Source organism: Blautia sp. HA8986, from assembly GCF_056504635.1.
Genome location: NZ_JBWLUQ010000001.1, coordinates 70,565 through 96,385 on the forward strand (window position 1 = coordinate 70,565; position 25,821 = coordinate 96,385).

The 25,821-nt window shown below is 44.5% G+C and carries 22 protein-coding genes; 19 read left to right on the plus strand and 3 right to left on the minus strand.

The features are described from left to right. Position 1 precedes the first annotated feature (1 nt). The 7 genes from AC04Q4_RS00315 to AC04Q4_RS00345 all read left to right on the plus strand — a co-directional run bounded on the left by AC04Q4_RS00315 (position 2) and on the right by AC04Q4_RS00345 (position 7,410). Positions 2–652 carry an epoxyqueuosine reductase QueH gene (locus tag AC04Q4_RS00315; RefSeq protein ID WP_173737590.1) on the plus strand — a complete coding sequence of 217 codons (651 nt, stop codon included), beginning with the start codon at positions 2–4 and terminating at the stop codon, positions 650–652. A 117-nt stretch (positions 653–769) separates the two neighbouring features. Then, entirely contained in the window at positions 770–2,149 is a 1,380-nt protein-coding gene (gene argH, locus AC04Q4_RS00320; RefSeq protein WP_476388255.1) for an argininosuccinate lyase, read from the plus strand. Between the two features lie 93 nt (positions 2,150–2,242). After that, positions 2,243–3,328 carry an aspartate-semialdehyde dehydrogenase gene (asd, locus tag AC04Q4_RS00325; RefSeq protein ID WP_173737592.1) on the plus strand — a complete coding sequence of 362 codons (1,086 nt, stop codon included), beginning with the start codon at positions 2,243–2,245 and terminating at the stop codon, positions 3,326–3,328. Between the two features lie 164 nt (positions 3,329–3,492). After that, complete coding sequence (locus AC04Q4_RS00330; RefSeq protein WP_173737593.1) at positions 3,493–3,729, plus strand: putative Se/S carrier protein; 237 nt, start codon at positions 3,493–3,495, stop codon at positions 3,727–3,729. 210 nt (positions 3,730–3,939) lie between these two features. Continuing rightward, a complete protein-coding gene (locus AC04Q4_RS00335; RefSeq protein ID WP_173737594.1) occupies positions 3,940–4,695 on the plus strand; it encodes a formate/nitrite transporter family protein in 756 nt (251 codons plus the stop codon). Position 4,696: 1 nt separating this feature from the next. After that, positions 4,697–6,745 (plus strand): DNA topoisomerase, encoded by a 2,049-nt coding sequence (locus tag AC04Q4_RS00340; protein WP_476388256.1) that lies wholly within the window; start codon positions 4,697–4,699, stop codon positions 6,743–6,745. Next, positions 6,742–7,410 (plus strand): LbetaH domain-containing protein, encoded by a 669-nt coding sequence (locus tag AC04Q4_RS00345; protein ID WP_173737596.1) that lies wholly within the window; start codon positions 6,742–6,744, stop codon positions 7,408–7,410. The genes AC04Q4_RS00340 and AC04Q4_RS00345 overlap by 4 nt, the downstream gene beginning before the upstream one ends. A 167-nt stretch (positions 7,411–7,577) precedes the next feature. Here AC04Q4_RS00345 and AC04Q4_RS00350 read toward each other — a convergent pair whose 3' ends face one another. Next, positions 7,578–8,315, minus strand: a complete 738-nt coding sequence (locus tag AC04Q4_RS00350) for a TraX family protein (protein ID WP_173737597.1) — start codon at positions 8,313–8,315, stop codon at positions 7,578–7,580. Between the two features lie 247 nt (positions 8,316–8,562). Here AC04Q4_RS00350 and AC04Q4_RS00355 point away from each other — a divergent pair, with 247 nt between their 5' ends. The 3 genes from AC04Q4_RS00355 to AC04Q4_RS00365 all read left to right on the plus strand — a co-directional run bounded on the left by AC04Q4_RS00355 (position 8,563) and on the right by AC04Q4_RS00365 (position 10,749). Beyond that, positions 8,563–9,255 carry an iron-sulfur cluster assembly scaffold protein gene (locus AC04Q4_RS00355; RefSeq protein WP_118071121.1) on the plus strand — a complete coding sequence of 231 codons (693 nt, stop codon included), beginning with the start codon at positions 8,563–8,565 and terminating at the stop codon, positions 9,253–9,255. Between the two features lie 39 nt (positions 9,256–9,294). Continuing rightward, positions 9,295–10,305, plus strand: coding sequence for a GGGtGRT protein (locus AC04Q4_RS00360; RefSeq protein ID WP_015525727.1), 1,011 nt, complete (start codon positions 9,295–9,297; stop codon positions 10,303–10,305). Positions 10,306–10,455: 150 nt separating this feature from the next. Beyond that, a complete protein-coding gene (locus AC04Q4_RS00365) occupies positions 10,456–10,749 on the plus strand; it encodes a phage holin family protein (RefSeq protein ID WP_476388257.1) in 294 nt (97 codons plus the stop codon). Positions 10,750–10,856: 107 nt separating this feature from the next. On the opposite strand, the gene AC04Q4_RS00370 is transcribed toward AC04Q4_RS00365, so the two are convergent. Then, complete coding sequence (locus tag AC04Q4_RS00370) at positions 10,857–12,140, minus strand: O-acetylhomoserine aminocarboxypropyltransferase/cysteine synthase family protein (RefSeq protein WP_173737599.1); 1,284 nt, start codon at positions 12,138–12,140, stop codon at positions 10,857–10,859. A 433-nt stretch (positions 12,141–12,573) separates the two neighbouring features. On the opposite strand from AC04Q4_RS00370, the gene AC04Q4_RS00375 reads away from it, so the two are divergent. From AC04Q4_RS00375 to AC04Q4_RS00410, 8 genes are all read left to right on the plus strand, one after another. Continuing rightward, positions 12,574–13,578 carry a Gfo/Idh/MocA family oxidoreductase gene (locus AC04Q4_RS00375; protein ID WP_476388258.1) on the plus strand — a complete coding sequence of 335 codons (1,005 nt, stop codon included), beginning with the start codon at positions 12,574–12,576 and terminating at the stop codon, positions 13,576–13,578. A 201-nt stretch (positions 13,579–13,779) separates the two neighbouring features. Then, positions 13,780–14,613 (plus strand): sugar phosphate isomerase/epimerase family protein, encoded by an 834-nt coding sequence (locus AC04Q4_RS00380; protein WP_173737600.1) that lies wholly within the window; start codon positions 13,780–13,782, stop codon positions 14,611–14,613. Between the two features lie 45 nt (positions 14,614–14,658). After that, on the plus strand, positions 14,659–16,767 hold the full coding sequence (locus AC04Q4_RS00385) for a glycoside-pentoside-hexuronide (GPH):cation symporter (RefSeq protein WP_476388259.1): 2,109 nt from the start codon (positions 14,659–14,661) through the stop codon (positions 16,765–16,767). Further along, the gene (locus AC04Q4_RS00390) at positions 16,764–17,684 is read left to right on the plus strand and encodes a TIM barrel protein (protein ID WP_476388260.1); all 921 of its coding nucleotides are present in this window, start codon (positions 16,764–16,766) and stop codon (positions 17,682–17,684) included. The genes AC04Q4_RS00385 and AC04Q4_RS00390 overlap by 4 nt, the downstream gene beginning before the upstream one ends. A gap of 254 nt (positions 17,685–17,938) precedes the next feature. Next, positions 17,939–18,844 carry a quinolinate synthase NadA gene (nadA, locus tag AC04Q4_RS00395; protein WP_476388261.1) on the plus strand — a complete coding sequence of 302 codons (906 nt, stop codon included), beginning with the start codon at positions 17,939–17,941 and terminating at the stop codon, positions 18,842–18,844. 24 nt (positions 18,845–18,868) lie between these two features. Next, positions 18,869–20,128, plus strand: a complete 1,260-nt coding sequence (locus AC04Q4_RS00400) for an FAD-binding protein (protein WP_476388262.1) — start codon at positions 18,869–18,871, stop codon at positions 20,126–20,128. Between the two features lie 103 nt (positions 20,129–20,231). After that, complete coding sequence (gene nadC, locus AC04Q4_RS00405) at positions 20,232–21,086, plus strand: carboxylating nicotinate-nucleotide diphosphorylase (RefSeq protein ID WP_118625355.1); 855 nt, start codon at positions 20,232–20,234, stop codon at positions 21,084–21,086. A 192-nt stretch (positions 21,087–21,278) separates the two neighbouring features. Next, positions 21,279–21,791, plus strand: coding sequence for a transcription repressor NadR (locus AC04Q4_RS00410; protein ID WP_195454981.1), 513 nt, complete (start codon positions 21,279–21,281; stop codon positions 21,789–21,791). Positions 21,792–21,932: 141 nt separating this feature from the next. On the opposite strand, the gene AC04Q4_RS00415 is transcribed toward AC04Q4_RS00410, so the two are convergent. Beyond that, on the minus strand, positions 21,933–24,368 hold the full coding sequence (locus AC04Q4_RS00415; RefSeq protein WP_476388263.1) for a GH36-type glycosyl hydrolase domain-containing protein: 2,436 nt from the start codon (positions 24,366–24,368) through the stop codon (positions 21,933–21,935). Positions 24,369–24,805: 437 nt separating this feature from the next. Between AC04Q4_RS00415 and AC04Q4_RS00420 the strand changes: the two genes are divergently transcribed. After that, on the plus strand, positions 24,806–25,819 hold the full coding sequence (locus tag AC04Q4_RS00420) for a LacI family DNA-binding transcriptional regulator (RefSeq protein WP_195454976.1): 1,014 nt from the start codon (positions 24,806–24,808) through the stop codon (positions 25,817–25,819). The last annotated feature ends 2 nt before the right edge of the window (positions 25,820–25,821 follow it).

The following is a 25,821-nucleotide window of genomic DNA, read 5'->3' on the forward strand; positions in this document are numbered from 1 at the left end:
TTTGAATAAAAGAAATTATCAGAAAGAGCTGGATAAGCTGATCGAAAATGTTCGGAAAGAAGGCAGAACCCCCAGACTTTTTCTTCACGCCTGCTGTGCGCCGTGCAGCAGTTATGTGATGGAATACCTGTCACAGTATTTTGAGATCACCATATTTTTTTACAATCCCAATATTGCGCCTGAAGAAGAATATGCTCACAGGGTGGCAGAGATCCGCCGGCTGATCGGAGAGATGGAGTTTACCCATCCGGTGTCTCTGGTGGAAGGACATTATGATCCGAAGGAATTCTATGATATGGCAAAAGGTCTGGAGGATGTGCCAGAGGGAGGGGAACGCTGCTTTAAGTGCTATCGTCTGCGTATGGAAGAGGCGGCGAAAATTGCCAGGGACGGCGGTTATGATTATTTTACCACCACTCTTAGTATCAGTCCTTTGAAAAATGCAGAAAAGATCAACGAGATCGGTGAGGAGCTGTCAGGGATTTATAAAGTCACTCACCTGCCGTCTGATTTCAAGAAGAAGAACGGCTATAAGCGTTCCATTGAATTATCCCATGAGCACGAATTATACAGGCAGAACTACTGCGGATGTGTTTTTTCAAAAAGAGAAGCCCAGGAGCGGGACAGGCAGAGAAACGCAGAAAATGTATAAGTATGAAAATCTTTGCATTTTTATGAAAGTATGGTACACTAACACAGAGAAGTGCAGAAGAATTTTTGCCCGACAAAATATTTTCTGCAGCAAAAAAGAAAAGTGAGGAAGAATAATATGGCACAGTTATGGGGAGGCCGTTTTACAAAAGAAACGGACAAGCTGGTTTATAATTTTAACGCATCGATTTCCTTTGACCGGAAATTTTACAGACAGGATATCCGCGGAAGCAAGGCACATGTAGCCATGCTTGCGAAACAGGGGATTCTGACAGAAGAAGAAAAGAATCAGATCACAGAGGGACTGGACGGAATCCTGGCAGATGTGGAGGCAGGCAAGCTTGAGATCACATCTGAATATGAGGATATCCACAGCTTTGTGGAGGCAAACCTGATCGATCGTATCGGAGATGCAGGAAAGAAGCTTCACACAGGAAGAAGCCGTAATGACCAGGTAGCTCTTGATATGAAGCTTTATGTCAGGGATGAGATCGATGAGACAGATAAAGAGCTGAAAGACCTTCTTCTTGCCCTGCAGAAGATCATGGAAGAGAACGTGCACACCTATATGCCCGGATTTACTCATCTTCAGAAGGCACAGCCGGTAACTCTGGCTCACCATGTGGGTGCTTATTTTGAGATGTTCCGAAGAGACAGAGACAGACTGTTCGATATCCGTAAGAGAATGAATACCTGTCCTCTTGGAGCAGGAGCACTGGCAGGAACTACTTATCCGCTGGACCGTGCCTATACTGCAGAGCTTCTTGGCTTTGATGCACCGACCAGAAACAGCATGGATTCCGTATCTGACCGAGATTACGTGATCGAGCTTCTCAGTGCGTTTTCTACCATTATGATGCACCTGAGCCGTTTTTCCGAGGAGATCATTCTGTGGAACTCCAATGAGTACCGTTTCGTTGAAATCGATGATGCATACAGCACTGGCAGCAGTATCATGCCGCAGAAAAAGAACCCGGATATCGCAGAGCTTGTCCGCGGGAAAACAGGCCGTGTCTACGGTGCGCTGACATCTATCCTTACAACCATGAAGGGAATTCCGCTTGCATACAACAAAGACATGCAGGAAGACAAAGAGCTTACTTTTGATGCTATTGACACTGTAAAGGGCTGTATCGCTCTGTTTACAGGCATGGTTTCTACTATGCAGTTTAACAAGGCGAACATGGAGGCAAGTGCAAAGAGAGGCTTTACAAACGCTACAGACGCAGCAGATTATCTGGTAAATCACGGAGTTCCGTTCCGTGATGCTCATGGTATTGTAGGAAGATTGGTTCTCCTTTGCCTGGACAGAGGAATCTCCCTGGATGAGCTTCCGCTCTCTGAGTACAAGGAGATCAGCCCTGTGTTTGAAGAGGATATCTACGAAGCTATCAGCATGAAGACCTGTGTGGAGAAACGTGTAACATTAGGTGCACCTGGACCGGATGTGATGGAACAGGTGATCGCTCAGAATAAAGATTATCTTAAAAAAAATTAAGATAATGCTTGCATTTTTGGAAAAATTGGTATAGTATTTACGGAAAAGACAAATGTGTGCCATAGAGGGACACAAGATGAGGAGAGTTTTATTATGAGTGAAAAGCTTAAAGTCGGTATTTTAGGTGCAACTGGAATGGTTGGTCAGAGATTTATTTCTCTTCTGGAGAATCATCCGTGGTTTGAGGTGGTTACTGTGGCAGCAAGCCCCAGAAGTGCAGGCAAGACCTACGAGGAGGCTGTAGGCGGCAGATGGAAAATGGATACTCCGATGCCGGAGGCAGTGAAGAAGCTGGTAGTTATGGATATCCACGAGGTAGAGAAGGTTGCAGCTACTGTTGACTTTGTGTTTTCCGCAGTTGATATGACGAAAGATGAGATCAAGGCTATCGAAGAAGAGTATGCCAAGACAGAGACACCGGTTGTTTCCAACAACAGTGCACACCGCTGGACACCGGATGTTCCGATGGTAGTTCCGGAAATCAACCCGGAGCATTTCGATGTTATCGAGTTCCAGAAGAAACGTCTTGGAACAACTCGCGGATTCGTAGCTGTTAAGCCGAACTGCTCTATCCAGAGCTACGCACCGGTACTTACCGCATGGAAAGAATTCGAGCCATATGAAGTAGTAGCTACTACATACCAGGCTATTTCCGGAGCAGGAAAAACATTCAAAGACTGGCCGGAGATGGAGCACAATATTATCCCGTATATCGGTGGTGAGGAAGAGAAGAGTGAGAAAGAGCCGTTAAGACTCTGGGGTAAGATCGAGGACGGCGTGATCGTTCCGGCTACCACACCTGTTATTACATGTCAGTGTGTACGTGTTCCGGTTCTCAATGGACATACAGCAGCTGTTTTTGTTAAATTCCGCAAGAAACCAACAAAAGAGCAGCTGATCCAGAAACTTGTTGAGTTTAAGGGAGCTCCGCAGGAGCTTAACCTTCCAAGTGCTCCGAAGCAGTTTATCCAGTATCTTGAGGAGGATAACCGTCCGCAGGTACAGATGGATGTAAACTATGAGAACGGAATGGGAGTATCTGTAGGACGTCTTCGTGAAGATACTGTTTACGATTACAAGTTCATCGGACTTTCCCATAACACAGTAAGAGGAGCTGCAGGCGGAGCTGTTCTCTGTGCAGAGACTCTGAAAGCTAAGGGATATATCCAGGCTAAATAATCAGGTAAATCTTCATATGAAATAAAAAGTATCAGCAGAACGGGATATCGGAGCTTTTCGGTGTCCTGTTTTTGCGTCTCAGAGGAAACTTCTGAAGGGGTCTGCAAAGAGAATGCCTGTGAAGTGTCCGTGCGACAGGAGCGTATATTAAGGAGCAGAAGTAAATGCGTAAGAAAGAAATTCGAACGGTAATTACCTTTTCTACCACAACAGCAGCTATGAAGATGGAAAAAACGTCTAAGGAGTCGGGATTTTCGGGAAGGCTGATTCCGATCCCGTCTGAGATCAGTGCCGAATGCGGGCTTGCCTGGAAATGCGAGAAGCAGTCTGAGGAAGAGACAGAGATTTTTTTGCAGGAAAAAGAGCTTGCATGGGACGGAATCTACCGGGTTCTGACTTAACTGAATGCAGAGTGAGAATATCCGCCTGACGGAGATAGTGTTTGTTGTGTGTAACAATACATGATTTTTCGGAAATTTTCTCATTTTTGTTGTGAACTATTTGATAAAGTGTTACAATATGAAAAGCAGATTTCCGTAAAGCGTGCTGCTGTGAACAAAGAAGCAGCAGCAAAGTGCCACGCTTGCTAAAAAAATGTGGAGGTGCTATTTATGAACAGGGAGGATGTAGAGAAACTGTCAACCGCTGCGAAAGGTAAGATCAATCTCCTGAACAGCAACTTTGGAAAATACTTTATGCGGGCGATCATGGCCGGATTTTTTATTGATGTGGCGATGATCTACAGTAATGTTGTGGGAAATGTATTTTCCAAGACATTCCCGGAATGGGGGAAATTCCTTGGAGCCATCGTGTTCTCCATCGCGGTACTTCTGATCGTGATGGTAGGCGGAGAGCTTTTTACAGGTAACAATCTGGTAATGGCGTTTGGTGCGTATGACAAGAGCGTATCATGGAAAGACGTTGGCAAGGTATGGGGAATCAGTTATATCGGCAATTTTGTGGGATGCCTGATTCTGGCATGGATTTTTGTAGGTGCCGGAGCGTCCGGTACTGCAGATTATTTTGCCGGCTTTATAAACGGAAAACTAAGTATTCCGGCAGGACAGATGTTTTTCCGTGCAGTGCTTTGTAATTTCTTTGTCTGTCTTGCAGTGCTTTGCGGCATTAAGCTTAAGAGTGAGTCAGGCAAGTTTCTGATGATCGTGATCTGTATTTCAGGTTTCGTTGTCAGCGGATTTGAGCACTGTATTGCAAATATGGGCATCTTTACAGTTGCGTATTGTATGGTTCCCGGATTGTCTGTCGGTGCCATGCTTAAGAGTATGGTGATCGTAACATTAGGAAATATAGTTGGCGGAGCTGTGCTTCTTGCATGGCCGCTTAGAAAGATGAGTGCAGATAAATAGTATGGCAAAGGCTTTATACATAGCAGAGAAGCCCAGCGTGGCACAGGAATTTGCGAAGGCTTTGAAGATTAACGGTCAGAGAAAAGACGGATATCTGGAATCCAGCGATTCTGTAGTGACCTGGTGTGTTGGACACCTGGTTACCATGAGCTATCCCGAAAAATATGATATCAAGTATAAAAGGTGGAGTTTTGATACCCTGCCTTTTTTGCCGCGCGAATTTAAATATGAAGTGATTCCCGGGGTCAGAAAACAGTTCGAAATCGTAAAAGGACTGCTGAACCGACCTGATATAGAGACCATTTATGTGTGTACTGATTCAGGGCGTGAGGGAGAATATATCTATCGGCTGGTGGCGCAGATGGCAGGTGTAAGTGGGAAAGTCCAGAAAAGAGTGTGGATCGATTCCCAGACAGAAGAGGAAATCCTTCGAGGAATCCGGGAAGCAAAAGATATCTCAGAGTATGATAATCTGGCAGCGTCTGCCTATCTCCGCGCAAAAGAAGATTACCTTATGGGGATTAATTTTTCCAGAGTGCTGACTCTGCGCTATGGAAACAGTGTAACGAATTATCTCCATTCCAAATATCAGGCGATCGCAGTTGGCCGTGTGATGACCTGTGTTCTTGGAATGGTGGTGCGAAGAGAACGGGAGATCCGTGTCTTTGTGAAGACACCGTTTTACCGTGTCTTAAGCAGCATTGCTCTTGCGGGAGAGAATTTTGACGGAGAGTGGAGAGCTGTGGAAGGTAGCCGGTATTTTCAGTCCCCGTATCTTTATAAAGAGAACGGCTTCAGGAAAAAAGAGCATGCACAGATGCTGATCGATCAGCTGATGGTGAACCAGCCCCTTTCCTGTATTGTGGAAAAGGTGGAACGAAAAAAAGAAAACAAAAATCCGCCGCTTCTTTTTAACCTGGCGGAGCTTCAGAATGTGTGCTCAAAGCTGTTTAAGATCAGTCCGGACGAGACACTCCGGATCGTACAGGAGCTTTATGAGAAAAAGCTGGTGACTTATCCTAGAACGGATGCCAGAGTTCTTTCCACGGCAGTGGCCAAGGAGATATACAAGAATATTTCCGGTCTTCGAAATTATCAGCAGGCCGGTGCTGCGGCAGCAGAGGTTTTTGGGATGGAATCCTGGAAAAGCATTGCAAAAACCAGATATGTGAATGACAAGCAGATCACAGACCATTACGCGATCATTCCTACCGGTCAGGGATTGAACGCGCTTGGAAGCGTGTCTCTTACTGGACAGCGTGTGTACGAGACTATTGTACGGAGATTTTTGTGTATTTTTTATCCGCCGGCCGTTTATCAGAAGGTGAGTCTTGTGACGAAGCTGGACGGTGAGGCATTCTTCTCATCCTTTAAGGTTCTGAAGGAAGAGGGGTATTTAAGAGTTGCCGCGAATTCTTTTGCCCGGAAAAAAGTTTCTGACGGTGAGAAAGACGGTAATGGAGAGGAAGAAGAGGTTTCCTGTGATACCGTGCTTCTGGATGCGTTGCAGAAGCTGAAAAAGGGTGATATACTTCCTGTGAACGGCTTAAGTATCAAAGAGGGTGAGACTTCACCGCCCAAGAGATACAATTCCGGTTCCATGATCCTTGCCATGGAAAATGCAGGTCAGCTGATCGAGGATGAAGAGCTTCGTGCTCAGATCAAGGGCAGCGGGATCGGCACCAGTGCTACCCGTGCTGAGATTCTGAAGAAGCTTTTTAACATCAAATATCTGGCACTGAATAAAAAGACTCAGGTGATCACTCCAACGCTTCTTGGGGAAATGATTTTTGATGTGGTAAACTGCTCTATCCGGCAGCTTCTGAATCCGGAGCTTACTGCAAGCTGGGAAAAGGGGCTCACCTATGTGGCAGAGGGGAGTATTACGGAACAGGAATATATGGATAAGCTGGAACATTTTGTGCGGGTAAGGACCCGGCAGGTTGAGGCCAGCAATTATCAGTATAACCTGCGGCAGTTTTTTGATGCGGCCGCTGTAAATTACAGGAAGCAGGAGCGGGCTTCCGGACAGGGAGGAAAAAAATCATGATGAAAGATTTTACCATCAGCAATATGCTAGATCTGGGCGAGACCATCGCTGCAGAGCTTTTTGAGGGAAAGACCTATCCGTGGGAAGTTCTTCCGGAGATCGGAGATTTTATCATTAAACTGGGAAAAACTCTTGACCCGGCTGAGTATGAGGAAAAAGGCGAGAATATCTGGATCGCAAAATCAGCTGCTGTTGCACCGACAGCAAGCATCACAGGTCCGGCGATCATCGGTAAAGACGCTGAGGTGCGCCACTGTGCGTTTATCCGCGGCAAGGCCATTGTTGGCGAGGGCGCAGTAGTTGGTAATTCCACTGAGCTTAAGAATGTAGTACTGTTTAATAAGGTACAGGTTCCGCATTACAACTATGTTGGAGATGCAGTACTTGGATACAAATCCCATATGGGAGCCGGATCAATCTGTTCTAACGTAAAATCCGACAAGAAACTTGTTGTTGTGAAAGACGGAGATGAGAAGATCGAGACCGGACTTAAAAAGTTCGGAGCAATGCTTGGAGATCATGTTGAGGTTGGCTGCGGTTCTGTACTCAATCCGGGAACTGTGATCGGAAGAAATTCCAATATCTATCCCCTGTCACCGGTAAGAGGATGCGTTCCGGCAGATTCTATTTATAAGAATGCCAAAGAGATTATTAAGAAAAAGTAAGTAAAAGAAGATTTCTTTTTTACTGAAGTGATTCGTAAACAGAGAACAGGCCCGCAAAGCGGGCCGTTTTTTTGTTCAGTTTAAATTCTATCGGCATAGTGTCTCCCTGGAAAAAGGCCCCATTCCCATTCTGTCAAGAACAAAAATTCCCCGAAAAGAAATTAACACTATGACAAAAACAAAATCCGCCTGATCACCACCAGTCCTATAATATGGACCGGATAAAACCAGTAGAAGAAGTATTTCGCCGCTTTTCCGCGGATAAATCCTCTTTCTCCATTGTACATGTTAATGGACAGAAAAGCGAAACAGGCCCTCCATTCATAATAGAGCCAGCAGCTTCCCAGGATCGCCTGTCCCGGTTTATCGTTTCTCATATAATACATGATCAGCAGAAAAATATATCCCCGCCATCCGTAATCTGCTTTCAGAAAAACAGAAACAGCAAGCAGTCCCAGGATACAGAAGAGCTGCATTGTTTGTTTAGCCTGAAAATGTTCGATTGCACAAAATGCCAGATACCCAAGGAAAAGAGTGAAAAACACATTCTGTTTTTCATAACGCAGAGTGTTGGTGAACATCAGGTTCCACGGGATTTCAGAAATCAGTGAAAAAATAAAAAGATTCATGCCATACCGGAAACGGTCATGGGTATGCAGAAATCCCTCCAGAAGGAGAAAACAGAAGATTGGAAATGCCACCCGGCCGATATCACGAAAAATCAGATACACACTGTATTCTCTTCCGAAAAGTGTAAAAAGAGTTTTAAGGGCAGGTTGATACATACTTAAAAGAACTGCGCCAATATGATCGATCAGCATAGTAACAACAGCGATCACTTTCAGCGTGCTTCCGCTGAGAATCCGGTATTTTTCTGGAAAAACAGATTCTGCTGACACATTCATAAAAAATACACCTCCAAGGTCAGACTTGCTAATATATTATCACAGATATAGAACAGTTGCCAGAAATATTTGACAGTTAGGTATATAATACCTGAAGAGATAACTTCCAATAATATACCTTTTATGGCAAAAAATTATCAAATATGACTGGACGAAACAAAGGTTTTGTGAGAAAATACCCATAGGGTGTTATCGAACTTTTTTTCTCAATAACATCGGTCAATCTATACTTGAAAGGAGTTTTAAAATGATTTATTCACGCGAAGTAGAAGAAATGTGTCCAGTGGCACAGGGCGTACATCATGGTGCCGCTCCGATCCCGGAAGAAGCAAAATGGGTTCAGGCAAAAGAAGTAAAGGATATCTCCGGATTTACACACGGTGTAGGCTGGTGTGCTCCGCAGCAGGGTGCCTGTAAGCTGTCCCTTAACGTAAAAGAGGGAATCATTCAGGAGGCACTTGTTGAGACAATCGGATGTTCAGGAATGACTCATTCTGCAGCTATGGCAGCAGAGATCCTTCCGGGCCTTACAGTAATGGAGGCACTGAACACAGACCTTGTATGTGATGCAATCAATACAGCTATGAGAGAGCTTTTCCTTCAGATCGTATACGGACGTTCCCAGTCTGCATTCTCTGAGGACGGACTTGCAGTAGGCGCTGGTCTTGAGGATCTTGGAAAAGGACTTCGTTCTCAGGTTGGTACAATGTATGGAACTCTGAAAAAAGGACCTCGTTACCTTGAAATGGCTGAGGGTTATGTTACAGGTATCGCTCTTGATGAGGACGATGAGATCATCGGATATCAGTTCGTAAGCCTTGGAAAAATGACTGACTTCATTAAGAAAGGTGATGACCCGAACACAGCATGGGAGAAAGCAAAAGGTCAGTACGGCCGTGTTGCAGATGCTGTTAAGATCATCGACCCAAGAAAAGAGTAATTACATTCGTAAGGTGAAAAAATCAGGAGGTTACAGGAAATGGCTTTATTTGAATCATATGAGAGACGAATTGACAAGATCAATTCTGTTTTAAACAGCTATGGAATCGCTTCTATCGAAGAAGCTGAGAAAATCACTAAAGACGCAGGTCTGAACGTTTACGATCAGATCAAAGGCATTCAGCCGATCTGCTTCGAGAACGCTTGCTGGGCTTATACAGTAGGTGCAGCAATCGCAATCAAAAAAGGCTGCAGAAGAGCAGCTGATGCAGCAGCAGCAATCGGAGAAGGACTTCAGGCATTCTGTATTCCGGGATCTGTTGCAGACACACGTAAAGTAGGTCTTGGACATGGAAACCTTGGAAAAATGCTTCTTGAGGAAGAGACAGATTGCTTCTGCTTCCTTGCAGGACATGAGTCTTTTGCAGCAGCTGAGGGTGCTATCGGTATCGCTGAGAAAGCAAACAAAGTTCGTAAAAAACCTCTTCGTGTTATCCTGAACGGTCTTGGTAAAGATGCTGCTCAGATCATCTCCCGTATCAACGGCTTTACATATGTAGAGACAGAGTATGATCCATATAAGAACGAGGTTAAAGAAGTATTCCGTAAATCCTATTCAGAGGGACTTCGTGCAAAAGTTAACTGCTACGGCGCAAACAGCGTTCCAGAGGGTGTTGCTATCATGTGGAAAGAGGGCGTTGACGTTTCCATCACTGGAAACTCCACAAACCCGACTCGTTTCCAGCATCCGGTAGCAGGAACATACAAAAAAGAGTGCAACGAGAAAGGTAAAAAATACTTCTCAGTTGCTTCCGGCGGTGGTACAGGACGTACACTTCACCCGGATAACATGGCAGCAGGTCCTGCTTCCTACGGTATGACTGATACACTTGGACGTATGCATTCTGACGCTCAGTTCGCAGGATCTTCTTCCGTACCGGCTCACGTAGAGATGATGGGTCTCATCGGCGCTGGAAACAACCCGATGGTTGGTATGACAGTTGCTGTAGCTGTTTCCGTACAGGAAGCTGCTGACGCTGGCAAGTTCTGATTTCGGATAACGAAAAATAGTGGAAAAGGCTGTAAACTCAAGGGTTTGCAGCCTTTTTTTATGCAAAAAGTGATGCAATTTTGAAGAATTTGTGAAACAAATTTCAGAAGAGTTCATAAAATAAAACAAAGCTGCAGTGTCAGGTTATTTATGGAAGCATTTGTGAATTATATTAAACCGGAATTGCTGATCACAGCAGTTGCTTTGTATTTTATGGGAATCGCACTGAAGGAAGCCCAGGCTGTGAAGGACAAATATATTCCGTTGATACTGGGAGGTGCGGGGATTCTTATATGTGGGATCTATGTATTTGCCACCTGTTCCTGCACAGGTGGCCAGGACATTGCCATGGCGGTATTTACATCTGTAACTCAGGGAATCCTGGTAGCAGGACTTTCTACATATGTAAATCAGCTGATCAAACAGTTGGAAAAAGATGAATAACTGTATATGATAAAGAGAAAGCTGAAAAAAAGAAAAATAAACAGAGTCTATATCAGAAACAACAGGGAAGTATCCGGAATTCCGGACACTTCCCTGAATATGTTTTATCAGGCATTCTCAAGTGCCTGATCCAGATCTTTGATGATATCCTCCGCGTTTTCAATACCAATGGAAAGACGGATCATTCCAGGAGAAACTCCTGCCTCAACCAGCTGTTCGTCGTTCATCTGGCGGTGTGTATGGCTGGCCGGATGAAGGACCATGGTAATAGAAGCGGCAACATGGGTAGCAATTGTGGCAAGCTTCAGGCTGTCCATAAAACGGACTGCTGCATCACGGCCGCCGGTCAGCTCAAAGGAGATAACGCCGCAGGTTTGGCCATTTTTCATATATTTCTGTGCCAGTGCATGATATTTGTCATCTGGAAGACCGGCATAGTTTACGTGGGAAACTTTTTTATGGGCATTCAGGTACTCAGCGATCTTCTGTGCATTGGAACAGTGACGTTCCATACGGAGCGGAAGTGTCTCCAGTCCAAGATTCAGAAGAAAACAGTTCATTGGAGACGGAATAGAGCCGAGATCACGCATCAGCTGAGATGTAGCCTTGGTGATATAGGCTTTTTTACCAAACTGTTTGGTGTATATTACACCGTGGTAGGATTCATCCGGCTCTGTCAGACCATGATACTTATGTCCGTAAGCATCCCAGTCAAAGTTTCCGCTGTCAACAATGGCACCGCCAACCTGAACAGCATGTCCGTCCATATATTTGGTAGTAGAGTGAGTAACGATATCAGCACCCCACTCGAACGGGCGGCAGTTTACCGGCGTAGCAAAAGTGTTGTCCACAATAAGCGGCACGCCGTTCTGGTGTGCAACGCGTGCAAATTTCTCAATATCAAGAACAACAAGAGCAGGGTTGGCAATAGTCTCTGCAAAAAGAACCTTTGTATTCGGCTTAAATGCAGCTGCGATCTCTTCCTCGCTGGCATCTGTATCAACGAATGTGCAGTCAATTCCCAGCTTCTTAAAGGTAACAGCAAGAAGATTGAACGTTCCACCGTAAATTGTGGAAGCAGCAACAACATGGTCGCCTGCTTCACAGATGTTAAATACTGCATAGAAGTTAGCTGCCTGTCCGGAAGAAGTAAGGATCGCAGCAACACCGCCTTCCAGATCGGCAATCTTCGCAGCGACTGCATCATTGGTTGGATTCTGGAGACGGGTGTAGAAATATCCATCTGCTTTCAGGTCAAATAACTGTCCCATCTCATCTGTTGTATCATACTTATAGGTAGTGCTCTGGTAAACTGGAAGTGCACACGGCTCACCTTTGGAAGGAGTGTAGCCGGAATGGATACATTTGGTTTCTAAATTATAATCGCTCATAGGGGTAATTCCTTTCTGAAACATCTTATTTCCGTAGAAAATGAAATGCTCTTGTTCATTTTTTATAAATCTATCTACGATTATAACTCTTTATGTGTGAAAACACAACAATATTCTCCGTAAACTATAGTGGGGTATAAGGGAAAAGAAAAAAGCGCGTTCTGGTGCACACATCAAAACGTTACATAATTAACACAAAGAACAGGGAAGATAGCACTTGCTGTTAGCTGTATAATTAAAAAACATCTAAAAACTCTTGAAAAATCAACAGAAAATTGTAAATCAAGTAACGAATTGTGAAAACGCATAAAATTGAATCAGAAAATTTGTATAAAAAGGATATTGCGTTCACGTGCACAAAATGATAATATAACATCATCAAGAACAGAAACGAAAAACAAACAGAATAATAAAATGAACGGAGGAATTTAAAATGTTAAGAGTTGGAGTTATCGGATGCGGTGGAATGGGAAGAGATCATATCAGAAGACTGACAGAGAAAATCCAGGGAGCGGAAGTGGTAGCTGTCTCAGATGTATTTGAGGAAAGCGCAAGGAAAGCAGCCCAGATCTGTGGAGCAAAAGTTTATGCAGACAGTAAGGAGCTTATCAATGCAGAGAGCGTAGATGCAGTATTTATCGTATCTCCGGGCTTTGCACATGTAGATTCCCTTATTCAGGCAATCGAGGCCGGCAAGAGGATTTTCTGTGAGAAACCATTATGTACAACTGCTGAGGATTGTCTGAAAGTGGTAAAGGCAGAGGAGGCAGCCGGCAAACATCTTATCCAGCTCGGATTTATGAGACGTTATGATAAGGGATATCAGCAGATCAAGGAAGCACTTGCAACCGGTGAATACGGTGAGCCGCTGATCCTTCACTGTACACACAGAAATCCGGAGGTAGGAACCAATTATAATACACCGATGGCTGTGCACGATACCGCAATACATGAGATCGATGTTCTTCACTGGCTTGTAGATGACGAGTATGAATCCGCACAGGTAGTAATGCCAAGAGTGACAAAATATTCTCACTCCGAGCTGAAAGATCCGCAGATCATGATGCTCCGTACAAAAAAAGGCGTGTGCATTGATGTGGAAGTATTTGTAAACTGCAAGTTCGGATATGACATCAACTGTGAAGTTGTATGTGAGGATGGCGCGCTGAAAATGGCACAGCCGGCTTATCCGTCTATCCGTAAAAATGCAGCAGTATCCAGTGCCATTGACACAGACTGCTTCGTAAGATTTAAAGACGCTTATGATAAAGAAGTTCAGGACTGGGTTGACAACGCAGAGGCAGGAGTAATCACAGGACCGAATGCATGGGATGGATACCTGGCAGCGATCACTGCAGATGCTCTTGTAAAAGCGCAGGAAACCGGTCAGATCGAGAAGATCGTCACAGCAGTTGAGAAGCCGGAATTTTATAAATAAATATATATTACGAACTCCACCTCATCAAGTGTGAGTTATCATACCAGCTTATTGTCGCAGGCTTTCCCAATGCGCCTGCGGCGGCAGTCACCGGCAGAGTCCGATTCCGCTACAGTTTTACAGAAGCTGCAGCGGAAATCCTCCGGTGAGATCGATCAGAATAATCGACTGAAAAGTAAAAATATATGGAGGGTATTGAAGATGAAATTAGGATTTAATGAAGCAACTGCACTGGAATGTAAAGGACAGTCTCTTATGGCAGACCTGGAGATGTGTGAGAAATATGGCTTTGATTATATTGAGATCCGCTTTGACTGTGTAAAGGATTATCTTAAAGAGCATACACTGGAGGAACTGGCAGACTGGTTTAAGAACCATCATCTGAAACCATGGGCATATAACACTCTGATCTTCTTTAACCAGAGAGATGAGGCAGGGGAAAAAGAGATTGACGACGAAGTTGATTTTATCCTGAAGGTTTCCGAAGCTATCGGAATGAAAATGCTGATCACAGTTCCGAGTTTTGATGTAAAAGATAAATCTGTAAGTGAGATTAAAGAAGAAGCAGTTGCGCGTCTTCGATACCTTTCTGACAAAGTGGGCTCTGATATGAAGATCTCCCTGGAGTTCTGTGGTGCACCGAACTGCTCCATCAACCAGTTTGGGACAGCTTATGATGTAGTAAAAGCAGTGGACAGAGATAATGTAGGCGTTACTGTGGACACTTTCCATTTCCATGAGATGTGTTCACGCCTGGAAGATTTAAAAGCAGCAGATGGCAGGAAGATTTTTGCATACCATTTAAATGACTGTGAGGATCTTCCTCTTGGCTCCTGCGGAGACGATAAGAGACTGTGGCCGGGTGAAGGTGTTGTAGATCATGCGGGAATCGCAGCAGCACTGAAGGAGATTGGTTTTGACGGTGTATGCACTATCGAAGAGTTCCGTCCGGAGTACTACGCAATGAGCCATGAGGATAATGTGAAAAAAGCTGCAGAAGTCACCAGAGATTTTGTACAGAAATATTTCGGATAATTCATTCAGAAAGGTCCGACCTTAAACCGATAGGAGGTAGATACTATGGCTGGTAAGGGAATCCCTGAATTGTTGAATTATAAGCAGAAAGGGAAAGACTTGAATGAATTCATCAAGGTTCCGTTGTCGGAAAAACTGGCATATTGCTTTGGCGATCCGGCACTGACCTTGATGTATACCATGACTACAACTCTGCTGATTTATTTTTATACTAATGTTGTTGGAATATCAGCAGGTGCAGTAGGAATGATCATGCTTTTGTCTCGTATTTTTGACGGATTTTCCGATGTGCTGATGGGAACTGTTATCGACCGGACCCATTCCAGGTATGGAAAGGCAAGGATCTGGATTTTAAGACTTGCAGTTCCATATGCGCTGGCAGCGGTGCTTCTGTTCACTATGCCGCCGATAGGAAATATGGGAAAGATCATTTATGCTTTTGTTACTTATAATATCATGAATACGGTTGTATACACTGCTATCAGCCAGCCGTTCCATGCACTGGGCTCTCTGATGAGCCGTGACCGCCGTGAGCGTGATGTGATCTGTAACATCCGCATGGTATTGTCTATTACGGCAAGTATGATCATTACTGCGTTTACGCTGCCGCTGATCAATATCGTGGCAAATATTACAGGCAATCAGCAGATGGCCTGGATCCTGGTAACTGCTGGCTATGCGATCATTTCTGTCGGTGTACTTGTGAATACTTACATGGTCTGTACAGAGCGTGTTTCAGCAGCAAAACAGGAAAAGGAAGATATTCCTTTTGCGGAAGCATTTAAAGCAACTGTTACCAACCGGTATTTTCTCATTGCTCTGGGGCTGATGATCTTTTATACCGCATATCAGATCATTATCGGAACGGACCTTACCTATTACTGCCAGTATGTACTTGGAAATGTAGACCTCGTCATGCCTCTTTCCGCAGCTGAGAAACTGGCAACTGTGGCAGGAATTGCCCTTCTGCCGAAGGTGCTTCCGCGCTATGGAAAAAGAAATCTCATCTGTGCCGGCTGTATCCTGGGGGTTGCAGGACAGCTTCTGTTTCTGATGAACATTACCAGCGTTTCTCTTGGCGTTGTAACCTGTATTATGAGAGGAATCGGAATCGCACCGTTTTATGGCGTGCAGTATTCTCTTCCAAGTGATGCCATTGAGTATGGCCAGTGGAAAACCGGCAAGCGTGTGGAGGGTCTGATGTTCTCGTCTATGAGCATGGGCCAGAAAGCAGGTTCAGGACTGACTTCTGCTATTATGGGAGGAATTCTTTCGGCAGCATATTTTGATGGAACAAAGGCAACAGCAGCGGAGCAGTCGGCTGAAGCCATCCGTGTGATCAAGGGATTTTATCTGTATGTTCCGATAGCAATCTGGGTGGTGATGTTTGTAATCGCAGCCTGCTATCAGTTGGATAAAGTTTATGACAGGATGATGAGAGAGCTGATCCAGAGAGAAGCTGGAGAAAAAACTGCATCTGTACAGGGCGAGATCCAGTCCATGCCATTACCGGAAGCTTCCGGAAACCGGATCAACGTGGCAATCGGAAGACTGTATGGCAGCAGTGGAAGAAAGATTGCCGAGGATGTTGCAAAAGCACTGGACTGCAAGGTTTATGACCGCCAGATCATCTGTCTTATGGCAGAAAAGTTCGGTATGGAGAAAGCAGATCTGGAAAGCGTAAAGCAGTATCTGGATTCTTACAATTATGAGGATTGTGAGCTTACGTTTTCCCCGTATGGACATTCATCGGCAGGTGCGGCAGCAGATTATACAGGTGTTCAGATGTTTGAAGTGCAGAGTCGGATCATCCGTGAGCTTTCTGAGAGAAGGCCAGGTGTATTTCTGGGAAGATGTGCCAACTATGTGCTTCGTGGAGAGCCGCATACATACAGCTTTTTCGTTTATGCAGATGATGATTACCGGGAAAAAGAGGGACAGGAATATTATAAAGGTCAGTCTCTTGGAGAGCTGAAAAAACGTGATCAGATCCGAAATGAATACTATGAGAAGTTTACCGGAATCCGCAGAGACGATCCCCATTATTATGATATGGTGATCAATGTATCCAAAACAGGAGCGGCCGGAGCTGCCGGTCTGATCCTGGATTATATCCGAAATAAAGAAGAGGAAAAAGGAGGGAATGCATCATGAAGATCGCATTTGACGTAGATGTTCTTGCAAAGCAGATGGATATCAACCGTATGGTTCATCAGGTTGCAGATTGGGGGTACAAATATATTGAACAGTCTCCTCATCCGAGAATCAATCCATTCTATAAGCATCCGCTGTTTTCGAAAGAGTGTGAGCAGGAATACAGACAGGCTTTGAGGGAAACCGGTGTAGAGATTTCTTCTTTTATCGTAGTATACCGTTGGTCCGGTCCGACAGAGGAACAGAGGCAGTTTGCGGTTGCAAACTGGAAGCGTATGATACAGATCGCAGGAGATATGGGCGTAAAAGTTATCAATACAGAGCTTTCCGGTGATCCGAACCAGCAGGAGATCTGCAATGGTATGTGGTTTAAATCCATGGAAGAGCTGCTTCCGCTGATTGAGCGTGAGGGCATCCGCGTAGAAATCCAGTCCCATCCGTATGATTTTTGCGAGCTGAATAATGAGACTTGTGATATGGTGAAATCGTTCCGTTCTCCAAACCTTGGATACGTATATTCTTCTCCGCATGGATTCTTCTATGATGAAGGAAAAGGTGATGTGCGTTCCATGCTGAAATATGCAGGCGATGAGCTGACACATGTGCTCTTTGCAGATACTTTTAACCAGACTATGGACTGCAGATATATTCTGAATCCACCGTGGCTTAATGGACGTGGAAAAGCAGATGTGACTGTACATCAGCATTTGGCTATGGGCGAAGGAGATGTGGATTTTGACGGGATTTTTGAGACATTGAGAGAAATGGATTTCGCCAACAAGCAGCTGAAACCAGATGCGCCGAAAGCCGGCGGCGATAGTATTGCCTGCGTTTCCATGTTTGGATTCCCTGAGAAGATGGATAAACAGGCACCGGAAGCAAGAGAGCGGATTGAAAGAGAACTGCTGGGTAAATAATGAATGCGTGCAGGAACACGGTTTCCAGGATGAAAGTTTCATTGTGGAAACCGTGTTTTTTGCTGCCTTTTTTACAAAAACTTTACATATATCAAACAACTGTCTTGTCACATGTAAAGGACTGTGGTATTATGTGTAAGATGTTTTGAAAAAGCTACATGATAATAAAAAAGCAGATCAGAAGTATCTGCATAATAAAGACCAGAAAGCAAAAGCAGGAATTCAAAAAAATCCTGCAGGAAAGGTGAAAGATAATGACAGTTGCAGAAGAAATCCAGAAATTAAAAAAAGAAAAAGATGCCATCATCCTTGCGCACTACTACGTGCGTCCGGAAGTACAGGATGTAGCTGATTATATAGGAGATTCTTTTTATCTGAGCAAGATCGCAGCCAGCGCGAAAGAGAAGATCATCGTGTTCTGCGGCGTAGGATTTATGGGAGAAAGCGCAAAGATATTAAGTCCGGACAAAACCGTTCTGATGCCTGCAATGGATGCAGACTGTCCGATGGCCCATATGGCAACAGAGGAAGGCATCCGTAAAGTGCGTGAAGAATATGATGATGTAGCAGTTGTCTGTTACATCAATTCCACAGCAGCACTGAAAGAGCTTTCAGATGTATGTGTTACTTCCGCAAATGCAGTAAAGATCGTGAAGGCACTTCCGAACAAAAATATCTTTTTTATTCCGGACAGAAATCTTGCACACTTTATTGCAGAGCAGGTTCCTGAGAAGAATTTTATTTATAATGAAGGATTCTGCATTGTCCACGAATTTCTGGATCCGGAAGAAGTAAAAAAAGCGAAAGAGGACCATCCGGATGCACTGGTTCTGGCTCATCCGGAATGTCCGCAGACAGTTTTAACACAGGCTGATTATATCGGAAGCACATCCGGGATCATTAAATATGCGCAGGAAAGCGATAACAAAGAATTTATCATCTGCACAGAATGCGGCGTTCAGTACAAGCTGGAAACCATCTGCCCGGATAAAAAATTCTACTTCACAGAAACGGTTCCGGTCTGCAAAAACATGAAAAAAGTACTTCTGGAAAAAGTTCTCCATGTTCTGAAAACAGGAGAGAATGAAGTGCATGTAACAGATGAGACTCGTGAAAAAGCAAAGAAACCGCTGGAACGGATGCTGGAACTGGCAAAATAAACAGAGACAGAGAGGCGAAATGCAATGAAAATTAAAACAGATGTAGTGATCGTCGGAACAGGTGTTGCAGGAATGTTCAGTGCGCTGAAACTTCCGCGGGATAAAAAGATCGTGATCATCACAAAAGAGGATATGAGAAGTAGCGATTCTTTCCTGGCACAGGGTGGAATCTGCGTGCTCCGTGATGAAAATGATTACGACAGTTATTTTGAAGATACCATGAAGGCAGGACATTACGAAAACAGAAAAGAATCCGTAGACATTATGATCCGAGGCTCCAGGGACATCATTAATGACCTTGTTGGATATGGTGTGGATTTCAAGATGGATGGAGATGATTTTGCCTATACAAGAGAAGGTGCACATTCCAGGCCGAGGATTCTTTATCATGAAGATATCACAGGAAAAGAAATTTCCGAAAAGCTTCTCCAGCAGGTGCTGAAGCTTGATAATGTAACAATTCTGGAATATACTACCATGCAGGATATTCTTGTGGAAAATGACAAATGTGCAGGCTTAAAGGCTGTTTCCGCGGAAGGTAACAGAGATCGTCTGAAAGCAATGGAAGCTGGAAATGCTGTGAAAATCCAGGAGGAAATCCAGCCAGGCGGAGAGATTCAGGTAGAAATTTATGCACAGGATACGATTCTGGCAAGCGGTGGAATCGGAGGAAGATATGAGCATTCCACCAACTATCCACATCTCACAGGTGATGCCCTTGATATTGCGAAAAAACATAATGTGCGTCTGGAACATCTGGATTATGTGCAGATCCATCCGACAACGCTGTATTCCAAGAAACCAGGCCGAAGATTTCTGATTTCAGAATCAGTCCGCGGAGAAGGTGCAGTACTTTATAACAGTAAAAAAGAGCGGTTTGTCAATGAACTTCTTCCAAGAGATGTAGTAACAAATGCAATCCGGGAAGAAATGAAAAAAGAAGGAACAGATCACGTATGGCTTTCCATGGAGAATATTGATAAAGATACGATCCTGAATCATTTTCCGAATATTTATCAGAGATGTCTGGAAGAAGGTTATGATGTGACAAAGGAATCTATCCCTGTTGTTCCTGCTCAGCATTATTTCATGGGAGGAATCTGGGTGGATTCTGACAGCAAGACCAGTATGGACCGGCTTTATGCAGTGGGAGAGACCAGCTGCAACGGTGTACATGGAGCGAACAGGTTGGCAAGTAATTCCCTGCTGGAAAGCCTTGTGTTTGCAAAACGCGCGGCGAAAGCAATATCCGCAGAAAAGAAAAGTGCTGCAGGTGCGGCGTGAATGCAGCCTGCAATATTAAATATCCATATTATGAAAGACGGGAGCAGCCTTGTTTCAGAGAACGGGGCTGCTATGATAATTAAGAAAGAGAAGGTATTGTAAAATGAATAAAATTACAATGACACTCCAGGTAGATCATCTGATCCTGGAGGCTTTAAAAGAAGATATTTCAAGCGAAGATGTTACTACAAACTCTGTTATGAAAGAAGCAGTTCCGGGAGAGGTAGACCTGATCTGTAAAGAGGATGGAATCATTGCGGGACTGGAAATCTTCAGCCGTGTATTTACGCTTCTGGATGCTGATACAAAAGTAGAGCTGTTCTGTAAAGACGGTGATGAAGTAAAAAAAGGTCAGAAAATGGGAAAAGTTACCGGAGATATCCGCGTGCTTCTTTCCGGCGAGCGTGTAGCACTGAATTATCTGCAGAGAATGAGCGGAATCGCAACTTACACACATTCGGTTGCGTCTCTTCTTGAGGGAACAGGGATCACTTTACTGGATACCAGAAAAACAACGCCGAATATGCGTATTTTTGAGAAATATGCAGTTCGCGTAGGCGGCGGACAGAACCACAGATATAATCTTTCTGATGGAGTTCTGCTGAAAGACAATCACATCGGAGCGGCAGGAAGCGTTGCAAATGCTGTAAAAATGGCACAGGAGTACGCTCCTTTTGTCCGCAAGATCGAAGTTGAGGTGGAAACTCTTGCTCAGGTAAAAGAAGCTGTTGAAGCTGGAGCAGATATCATCATGCTTGACAACATGACTCCGGAAATGATGAAAGAAGCAGTAAAACTCATTGACGGAAGAGCGAAAACAGAATGTTCCGGAAATGTTACAAAAGAAAATATTGCAAAGATCAGGGATGTTGGTGTAGACTATGTATCAAGTGGTGCATTAACACATTCCGCACCGATTCTTGATATTTCACTTAAGAATCTTCATCCGCTTTCCTGAAGATCACGGAATTTTGCAAAATACCGAGTGCTGTGACAGGAAATATCCGGAATATCAGAAAAAAAGAAGCGAGAATTGTCGGAAGCAGAGGCATAACAGGTAATATCTGAACCGGGTGGGAGATATCGCGAGAATGAAGGAGACAGATATCGGAATAAAAAGTACAGGTACAGCCAGGAAAGGGGAACTTAAATGACTGGTTCAGAACGCAGGACAGCGATCATGGATCAAATTAAAAACAGTGACCGGCCGGTCTCGGGAAGTGCTCTGGCCAGAACATTTCAGGTCAGCAGACAGGTGATCGTGCAGGATATTGCGCTGATACGCGCAGAAGGGAACGACGTGATATCCACCAACAGGGGATATATTTTCAATGCTCCTCATACTGTGAGCCGGATATTCAAAGTGCATCATACAGATGCAGATCTGGAGAATGAGCTCTGCGGGATTGTGGATCTTGGCGGAAAAGTGATCAATGTAATGGTGAATCACAGAGTTTACGGACATATTGAGGCAGAACTGAATATCAGATCCAGACGCCAGGTTGAGAACTTTATGGAGGACATCCGAAATGGAAAGTCCAGTCCTTTGAAAAATATTACGTCTGATTATCACTATCATAAAGTAGAGGCCGAGTCAGAAGAGATTCTGGATATGATCCAGGATATGCTGAAAAGACGAGGCTTTCTGATCGAAGCAGAATAAATAAGAATACAGATATAAGAGCTTTCACATATGGCCCAAATACAGCAGTGTGTGGGAGCTTTTTTATGTATGTGAAAAAACGCAGCCTGGTATGCCATAGCCAGGCTGCGTCTGAAAAGATTATTTTATTATTGATGGAATTTATCCCATATAAGCTGTTACAAAATATTCTTTTTTGTCTTTTTCATAAGGAATCACATTTCCGGAAACCTCGGTTCCGTCTACGTTCAGATGGGTAACGCCCTTCTGGATGTTGGACGGATTTTTAATTTCGATGTGGTATACAGCATCGCGGAAAGTTCTGGTAATTGTAAAGTCGCCGAAGCTTTCCGGGACGCATGGATCAATGCGTAAGCCTTCATAATCCGGACAGATTCCAAGGATTGCCTGGGAAAGATTTACGAAAGTCCAGGCAGCAGTACCGGTAAGCCAGCTGTTCTTGGCTTCTCCGTGGCGGGCTGCATCAGCACCGGCTACCATCTGGGAGTAAACGTAAGGCTCTGTGCGGTGGATCTCGCTGATATCTTCAATGCAGGATGGGCAGGTCTTGCTGTAGATCTCATATGCGCGGTTTCCGCGGCCGATCACCGTTTCTGCAATGGAAACCCATGGATTGTTATGGCAGAAGATACCTGCATTTTCTTTATATCCTGGCGGGTAGGAGCTGATCTCACCAAGGTTCAGATAATATTGGCTGTAAGCCGGCTGGAGGATCATAACACCGTATTTGGTGTCAAGACGTTCTTTTACAGAATCGAGAGCTTTTTTGGCAAGGCCTTCTTCTACACCGACACCTGCCATAACGCAGAATCCCTGTGGTTCAATAAAGATCTGACCCTCCTTACATTCAGAGGAACCGACTTTTTCGGAATTTGCATCGTATGCACGGAGAAACCATTCTCCGTCCCAGCCTGCATCCAGAATTGCCTGGTACATATTCTGTACTTCTTTTGATACTGTTTCGGAAAGCTGGTCATTGCCGTAGATCTTGCTGATCTTTGCAAATTCTTTTCCGTATTTTACAAACATACCTGCAATAAATACAGATTCTGCGACCGGTCCCTCGGACGGGCCTGTTGTCTGGAAAGGTTCTCCTGGTTCAGAGGAGAAACAGTTCAGGTTCAGGCAGTCATTCCAGTCAGCACGTCCGATCAGCGGAAGCTTGTGTGGGCCAAGATGGTCTGCTGTGTACCGGAAGGAACGACGGAGATGCTCAAACAGCGGCTCCTCAGTACCTGGTTTGCAGTCAAACGGAACCTGTGCATCCAGGATGGAGGTATCACCTGTCTCTTTCAGATAAGCAGCAACTGCAGCGATCAGCCACAGCGGATCATCGTTGAAACCGCTTCCGATATCCAGATTACCCTTCTTGGTGAGCGGCTGGTACTGATGATAAGCACTTCCGTCTGCAAACTGTGTTGAAGCGATATCCAGGATTCGTTCTCTTGCTCTTGCCGGGATCAGATGAACGAAGCCGAGAAGATCCTGGCAGGAATCACGGAATCCCATGCCACGGCCGATTCCGGATTCATAGTAAGAGGCAGAACGGGACATATTAAATGTTACCATACACTGATACTGGTTCCAGATATTGGCCATACGGTTGATATGAGGATTGCTGCTCTGTACAGTATATCGGGAGAGAAGCTCCGTCCAGTACTGGTTCAGCCGGGCAAAGGCCTCAAGAGCCCGCTCCTCAGTGTGGAATTTCCGGATCAGCTCATGTGCGCCGCCTTTTCGGATCACACCAGGCTTTTCCCATTTGTTGTCTGACGGATTTTCGCAGTATCCAAGCAGGAATACGAGAGATTTCTTTTCTCCTGGCTTCAGGGTGAGATTGATCTGGTGGACTGCAGCCGGATACCATCCGCTTGCAACGGAATTGCGGCATTTACAGTCGCGGACAGCATCCGGAACTGCATTGCTGTTTCCAAGCCCCAGGAAGTCATCACGGCTGGTATCGTAACCGTCAACAGGTGTGTTTACGGTAAAGAAGCTGTAATGGTTGCGGCGCTCGCGGTATTCGGTTTTGTGATAAATGGTGCTTCCTTCGATCTCGACTTCGCCAATGCTTAAGTTTCGTTGGAAGTTGGTCATATCATCCATGGCATTCCAGAGACAGAACTCCACATAAGAGAAAAGAGAGAAATTCTTTTCCTCAGAGGAGGTGTTCTCCAGCGTGAGAAGATTGACCTCACAGGCGGCATCTACAGGTACAAACGCCAGAAGCTCTGCTCCAAGTCCGTTCTTATTGCTCTTGAAGCGGGTATATCCCATTCCGTGTCTGCATTCATAGGAATCAAGCTTTGTGCGGGACGGCATAAATCCAGGATTCCAGATGGTTCCGTTATCGTTAATATAGTAATATTTTCCGTTTGAATCGTTTGGGATATCATTGTAACGGTAGCGGGTGATGCGGAGTAGCTTGGCATCTTTATAGAAGCTATAGCCTCCGCCGGTGTTGGAAATCAGGCTGAAAAAGTCCTGGGATCCAAGATAGTTGATCCATGGCAGTGGGGTGCGTGGAGTGGTGATGACGTACTCGCGGGCTTCATCGTCGAAATGTCCGAATTTCATATAAATCCTCCTTTGAAAATGAATTACCGGTTATTATTGATTTGGGAAAATGAAAAGCAAGAAAATTATGCTACGAAAACGTATAAGTTTAGAATATTAGATGATTGAAATTGATAATTTCCATTGACATACTCAGTATAGCGAATAAATATAAGAAAATCAACCGATTTTTCGTAAACGAAATCAACTTTTCGTGATTCGAAACGTAGAAAAGCAGAAGCACTATTGTGAAAAACTAAATTTCGCGAAAAATTTCGCTATCCGAAACGGTTCGGGATTAAAAAGTATAAAAATGCACAAGGATATTTTCGTACATTACTAATGAAAAATGAAATATATCTAAAAAAACGAAAAAATAGCTTGATTTTTTGTACAAATAAACGTACAATAAAGCTACGAAAACGATTTAGGAAAAAGCAAGAAAGAGAGACATGCCTATGGTTTCCATGAAAGAAATTTCCAAACGGTGCAATGTCTCGGTAGCAACAGTCAGTAAAGCTTTAAACGGGTACACAGACATTGGCGAAGAGACAAGGAAGTTCATATTAAAGACAGCTGCAGAGATGGGCTATTTTCCCAACTCATCAGCCAGAGCATTAAAGACTAAGAGAAGCTATAATCTCGGAGTACTGTTTGTGGATGAAGCATTAAGCGGATTGACGCACGATTATTTCAACCATGTGTTGGAGAGCTTCAAACGGGAAGCAGAGGAAAGGGGGTACGACATTACCTTTACCAACGGAAGAGTTTCGGGGAGGAAGATGAGTTATTATGAACACTGTCGTTACCGGGGGGTAGACGGAGTGATCATCGCCTGTGTGAACTTCTATTCTGATGAGGTTCAGGAACTTGTACGTTCAGACATACCGGTCGTTACCATTGACCATGTTTTTGATGGAAGGATTGCAGTTGTTTCTAATAATATAAGTGGAATCGAGAAGCTTGTGACCTATGTATATGAACAGGGGCACAGACGGATCGCTTATATCCACGGAGAAGATTCTTCCGTTACAAGAAACCGTGTGACATCTTTTTACAGGACACTCCAGAGTTTCGGAGTAGAACCTCCGGAAGAATATATCAGGGAGATTCCGTACAGAGATGCTGACCGGGCGGCCGAGGAAACGGCGAAATTACTGAATCTCGAAACACCGCCTACTTGTATTCTTTATCCGGATGATTATTCGGCACTTGGTGGAATCAACGAGATCCGAGACAGAGGGATGCGGATACCGGCAGATATTTCCATCGCTGGTTACGATGGGATCATGGTTGCTAGGATCCTGGATCCGAAGCTTACAACGCTTTGTCAGGATACGGAAGCAATCGGAAAAATAGCAGCAGATAAGCTGATCGATCTGGTGGAACATCCGAAAACAACACTGATTGATCGATACGTGATAGAGGGAACGCTTTTCAGAGGAGCATCCGTGAAAAATATCAATCAGTGATC

Coding starts and splice junctions, on each gene's coding strand:
- argH (WP_476388255.1), top strand. CDS start 770: ATGGCACAGTTATGGGGAGGCCGTTTTACAAAAGAAACGGACAAGCTG.
- asd (WP_173737592.1), top strand. CDS start 2,243: ATGAGTGAAAAGCTTAAAGTCGGTATTTTAGGTGCAACTGGAATGGTT.
- AC04Q4_RS00330 (WP_173737593.1), top strand. CDS start 3,493: ATGCGTAAGAAAGAAATTCGAACGGTAATTACCTTTTCTACCACAACA.
- AC04Q4_RS00335 (WP_173737594.1), top strand. CDS start 3,940: ATGAACAGGGAGGATGTAGAGAAACTGTCAACCGCTGCGAAAGGTAAG.
- AC04Q4_RS00340 (WP_476388256.1), top strand. CDS start 4,697: ATGGCAAAGGCTTTATACATAGCAGAGAAGCCCAGCGTGGCACAGGAA.
- AC04Q4_RS00345 (WP_173737596.1), top strand. CDS start 6,742: ATGATGAAAGATTTTACCATCAGCAATATGCTAGATCTGGGCGAGACC.
- AC04Q4_RS00350 (WP_173737597.1), bottom strand. CDS start 8,315: ATGAATGTGTCAGCAGAATCTGTTTTTCCAGAAAAATACCGGATTCTC.
- AC04Q4_RS00355 (WP_118071121.1), top strand. CDS start 8,563: ATGATTTATTCACGCGAAGTAGAAGAAATGTGTCCAGTGGCACAGGGC.
- AC04Q4_RS00360 (WP_015525727.1), top strand. CDS start 9,295: ATGGCTTTATTTGAATCATATGAGAGACGAATTGACAAGATCAATTCT.
- AC04Q4_RS00365 (WP_476388257.1), top strand. CDS start 10,456: ATGGAAGCATTTGTGAATTATATTAAACCGGAATTGCTGATCACAGCA.
- AC04Q4_RS00370 (WP_173737599.1), bottom strand. CDS start 12,140: ATGAGCGATTATAATTTAGAAACCAAATGTATCCATTCCGGCTACACT.
- AC04Q4_RS00375 (WP_476388258.1), top strand. CDS start 12,574: ATGTTAAGAGTTGGAGTTATCGGATGCGGTGGAATGGGAAGAGATCAT.
- AC04Q4_RS00380 (WP_173737600.1), top strand. CDS start 13,780: ATGAAATTAGGATTTAATGAAGCAACTGCACTGGAATGTAAAGGACAG.
- AC04Q4_RS00385 (WP_476388259.1), top strand. CDS start 14,659: ATGGCTGGTAAGGGAATCCCTGAATTGTTGAATTATAAGCAGAAAGGG.
- AC04Q4_RS00390 (WP_476388260.1), top strand. CDS start 16,764: ATGAAGATCGCATTTGACGTAGATGTTCTTGCAAAGCAGATGGATATC.
- nadA (WP_476388261.1), top strand. CDS start 17,939: ATGACAGTTGCAGAAGAAATCCAGAAATTAAAAAAAGAAAAAGATGCC.
- AC04Q4_RS00400 (WP_476388262.1), top strand. CDS start 18,869: ATGAAAATTAAAACAGATGTAGTGATCGTCGGAACAGGTGTTGCAGGA.
- nadC (WP_118625355.1), top strand. CDS start 20,232: ATGAATAAAATTACAATGACACTCCAGGTAGATCATCTGATCCTGGAG.
- AC04Q4_RS00410 (WP_195454981.1), top strand. CDS start 21,279: ATGACTGGTTCAGAACGCAGGACAGCGATCATGGATCAAATTAAAAAC.
- AC04Q4_RS00415 (WP_476388263.1), bottom strand. CDS start 24,368: ATGAAATTCGGACATTTCGACGATGAAGCCCGCGAGTACGTCATCACC.
- AC04Q4_RS00420 (WP_195454976.1), top strand. CDS start 24,806: ATGGTTTCCATGAAAGAAATTTCCAAACGGTGCAATGTCTCGGTAGCA.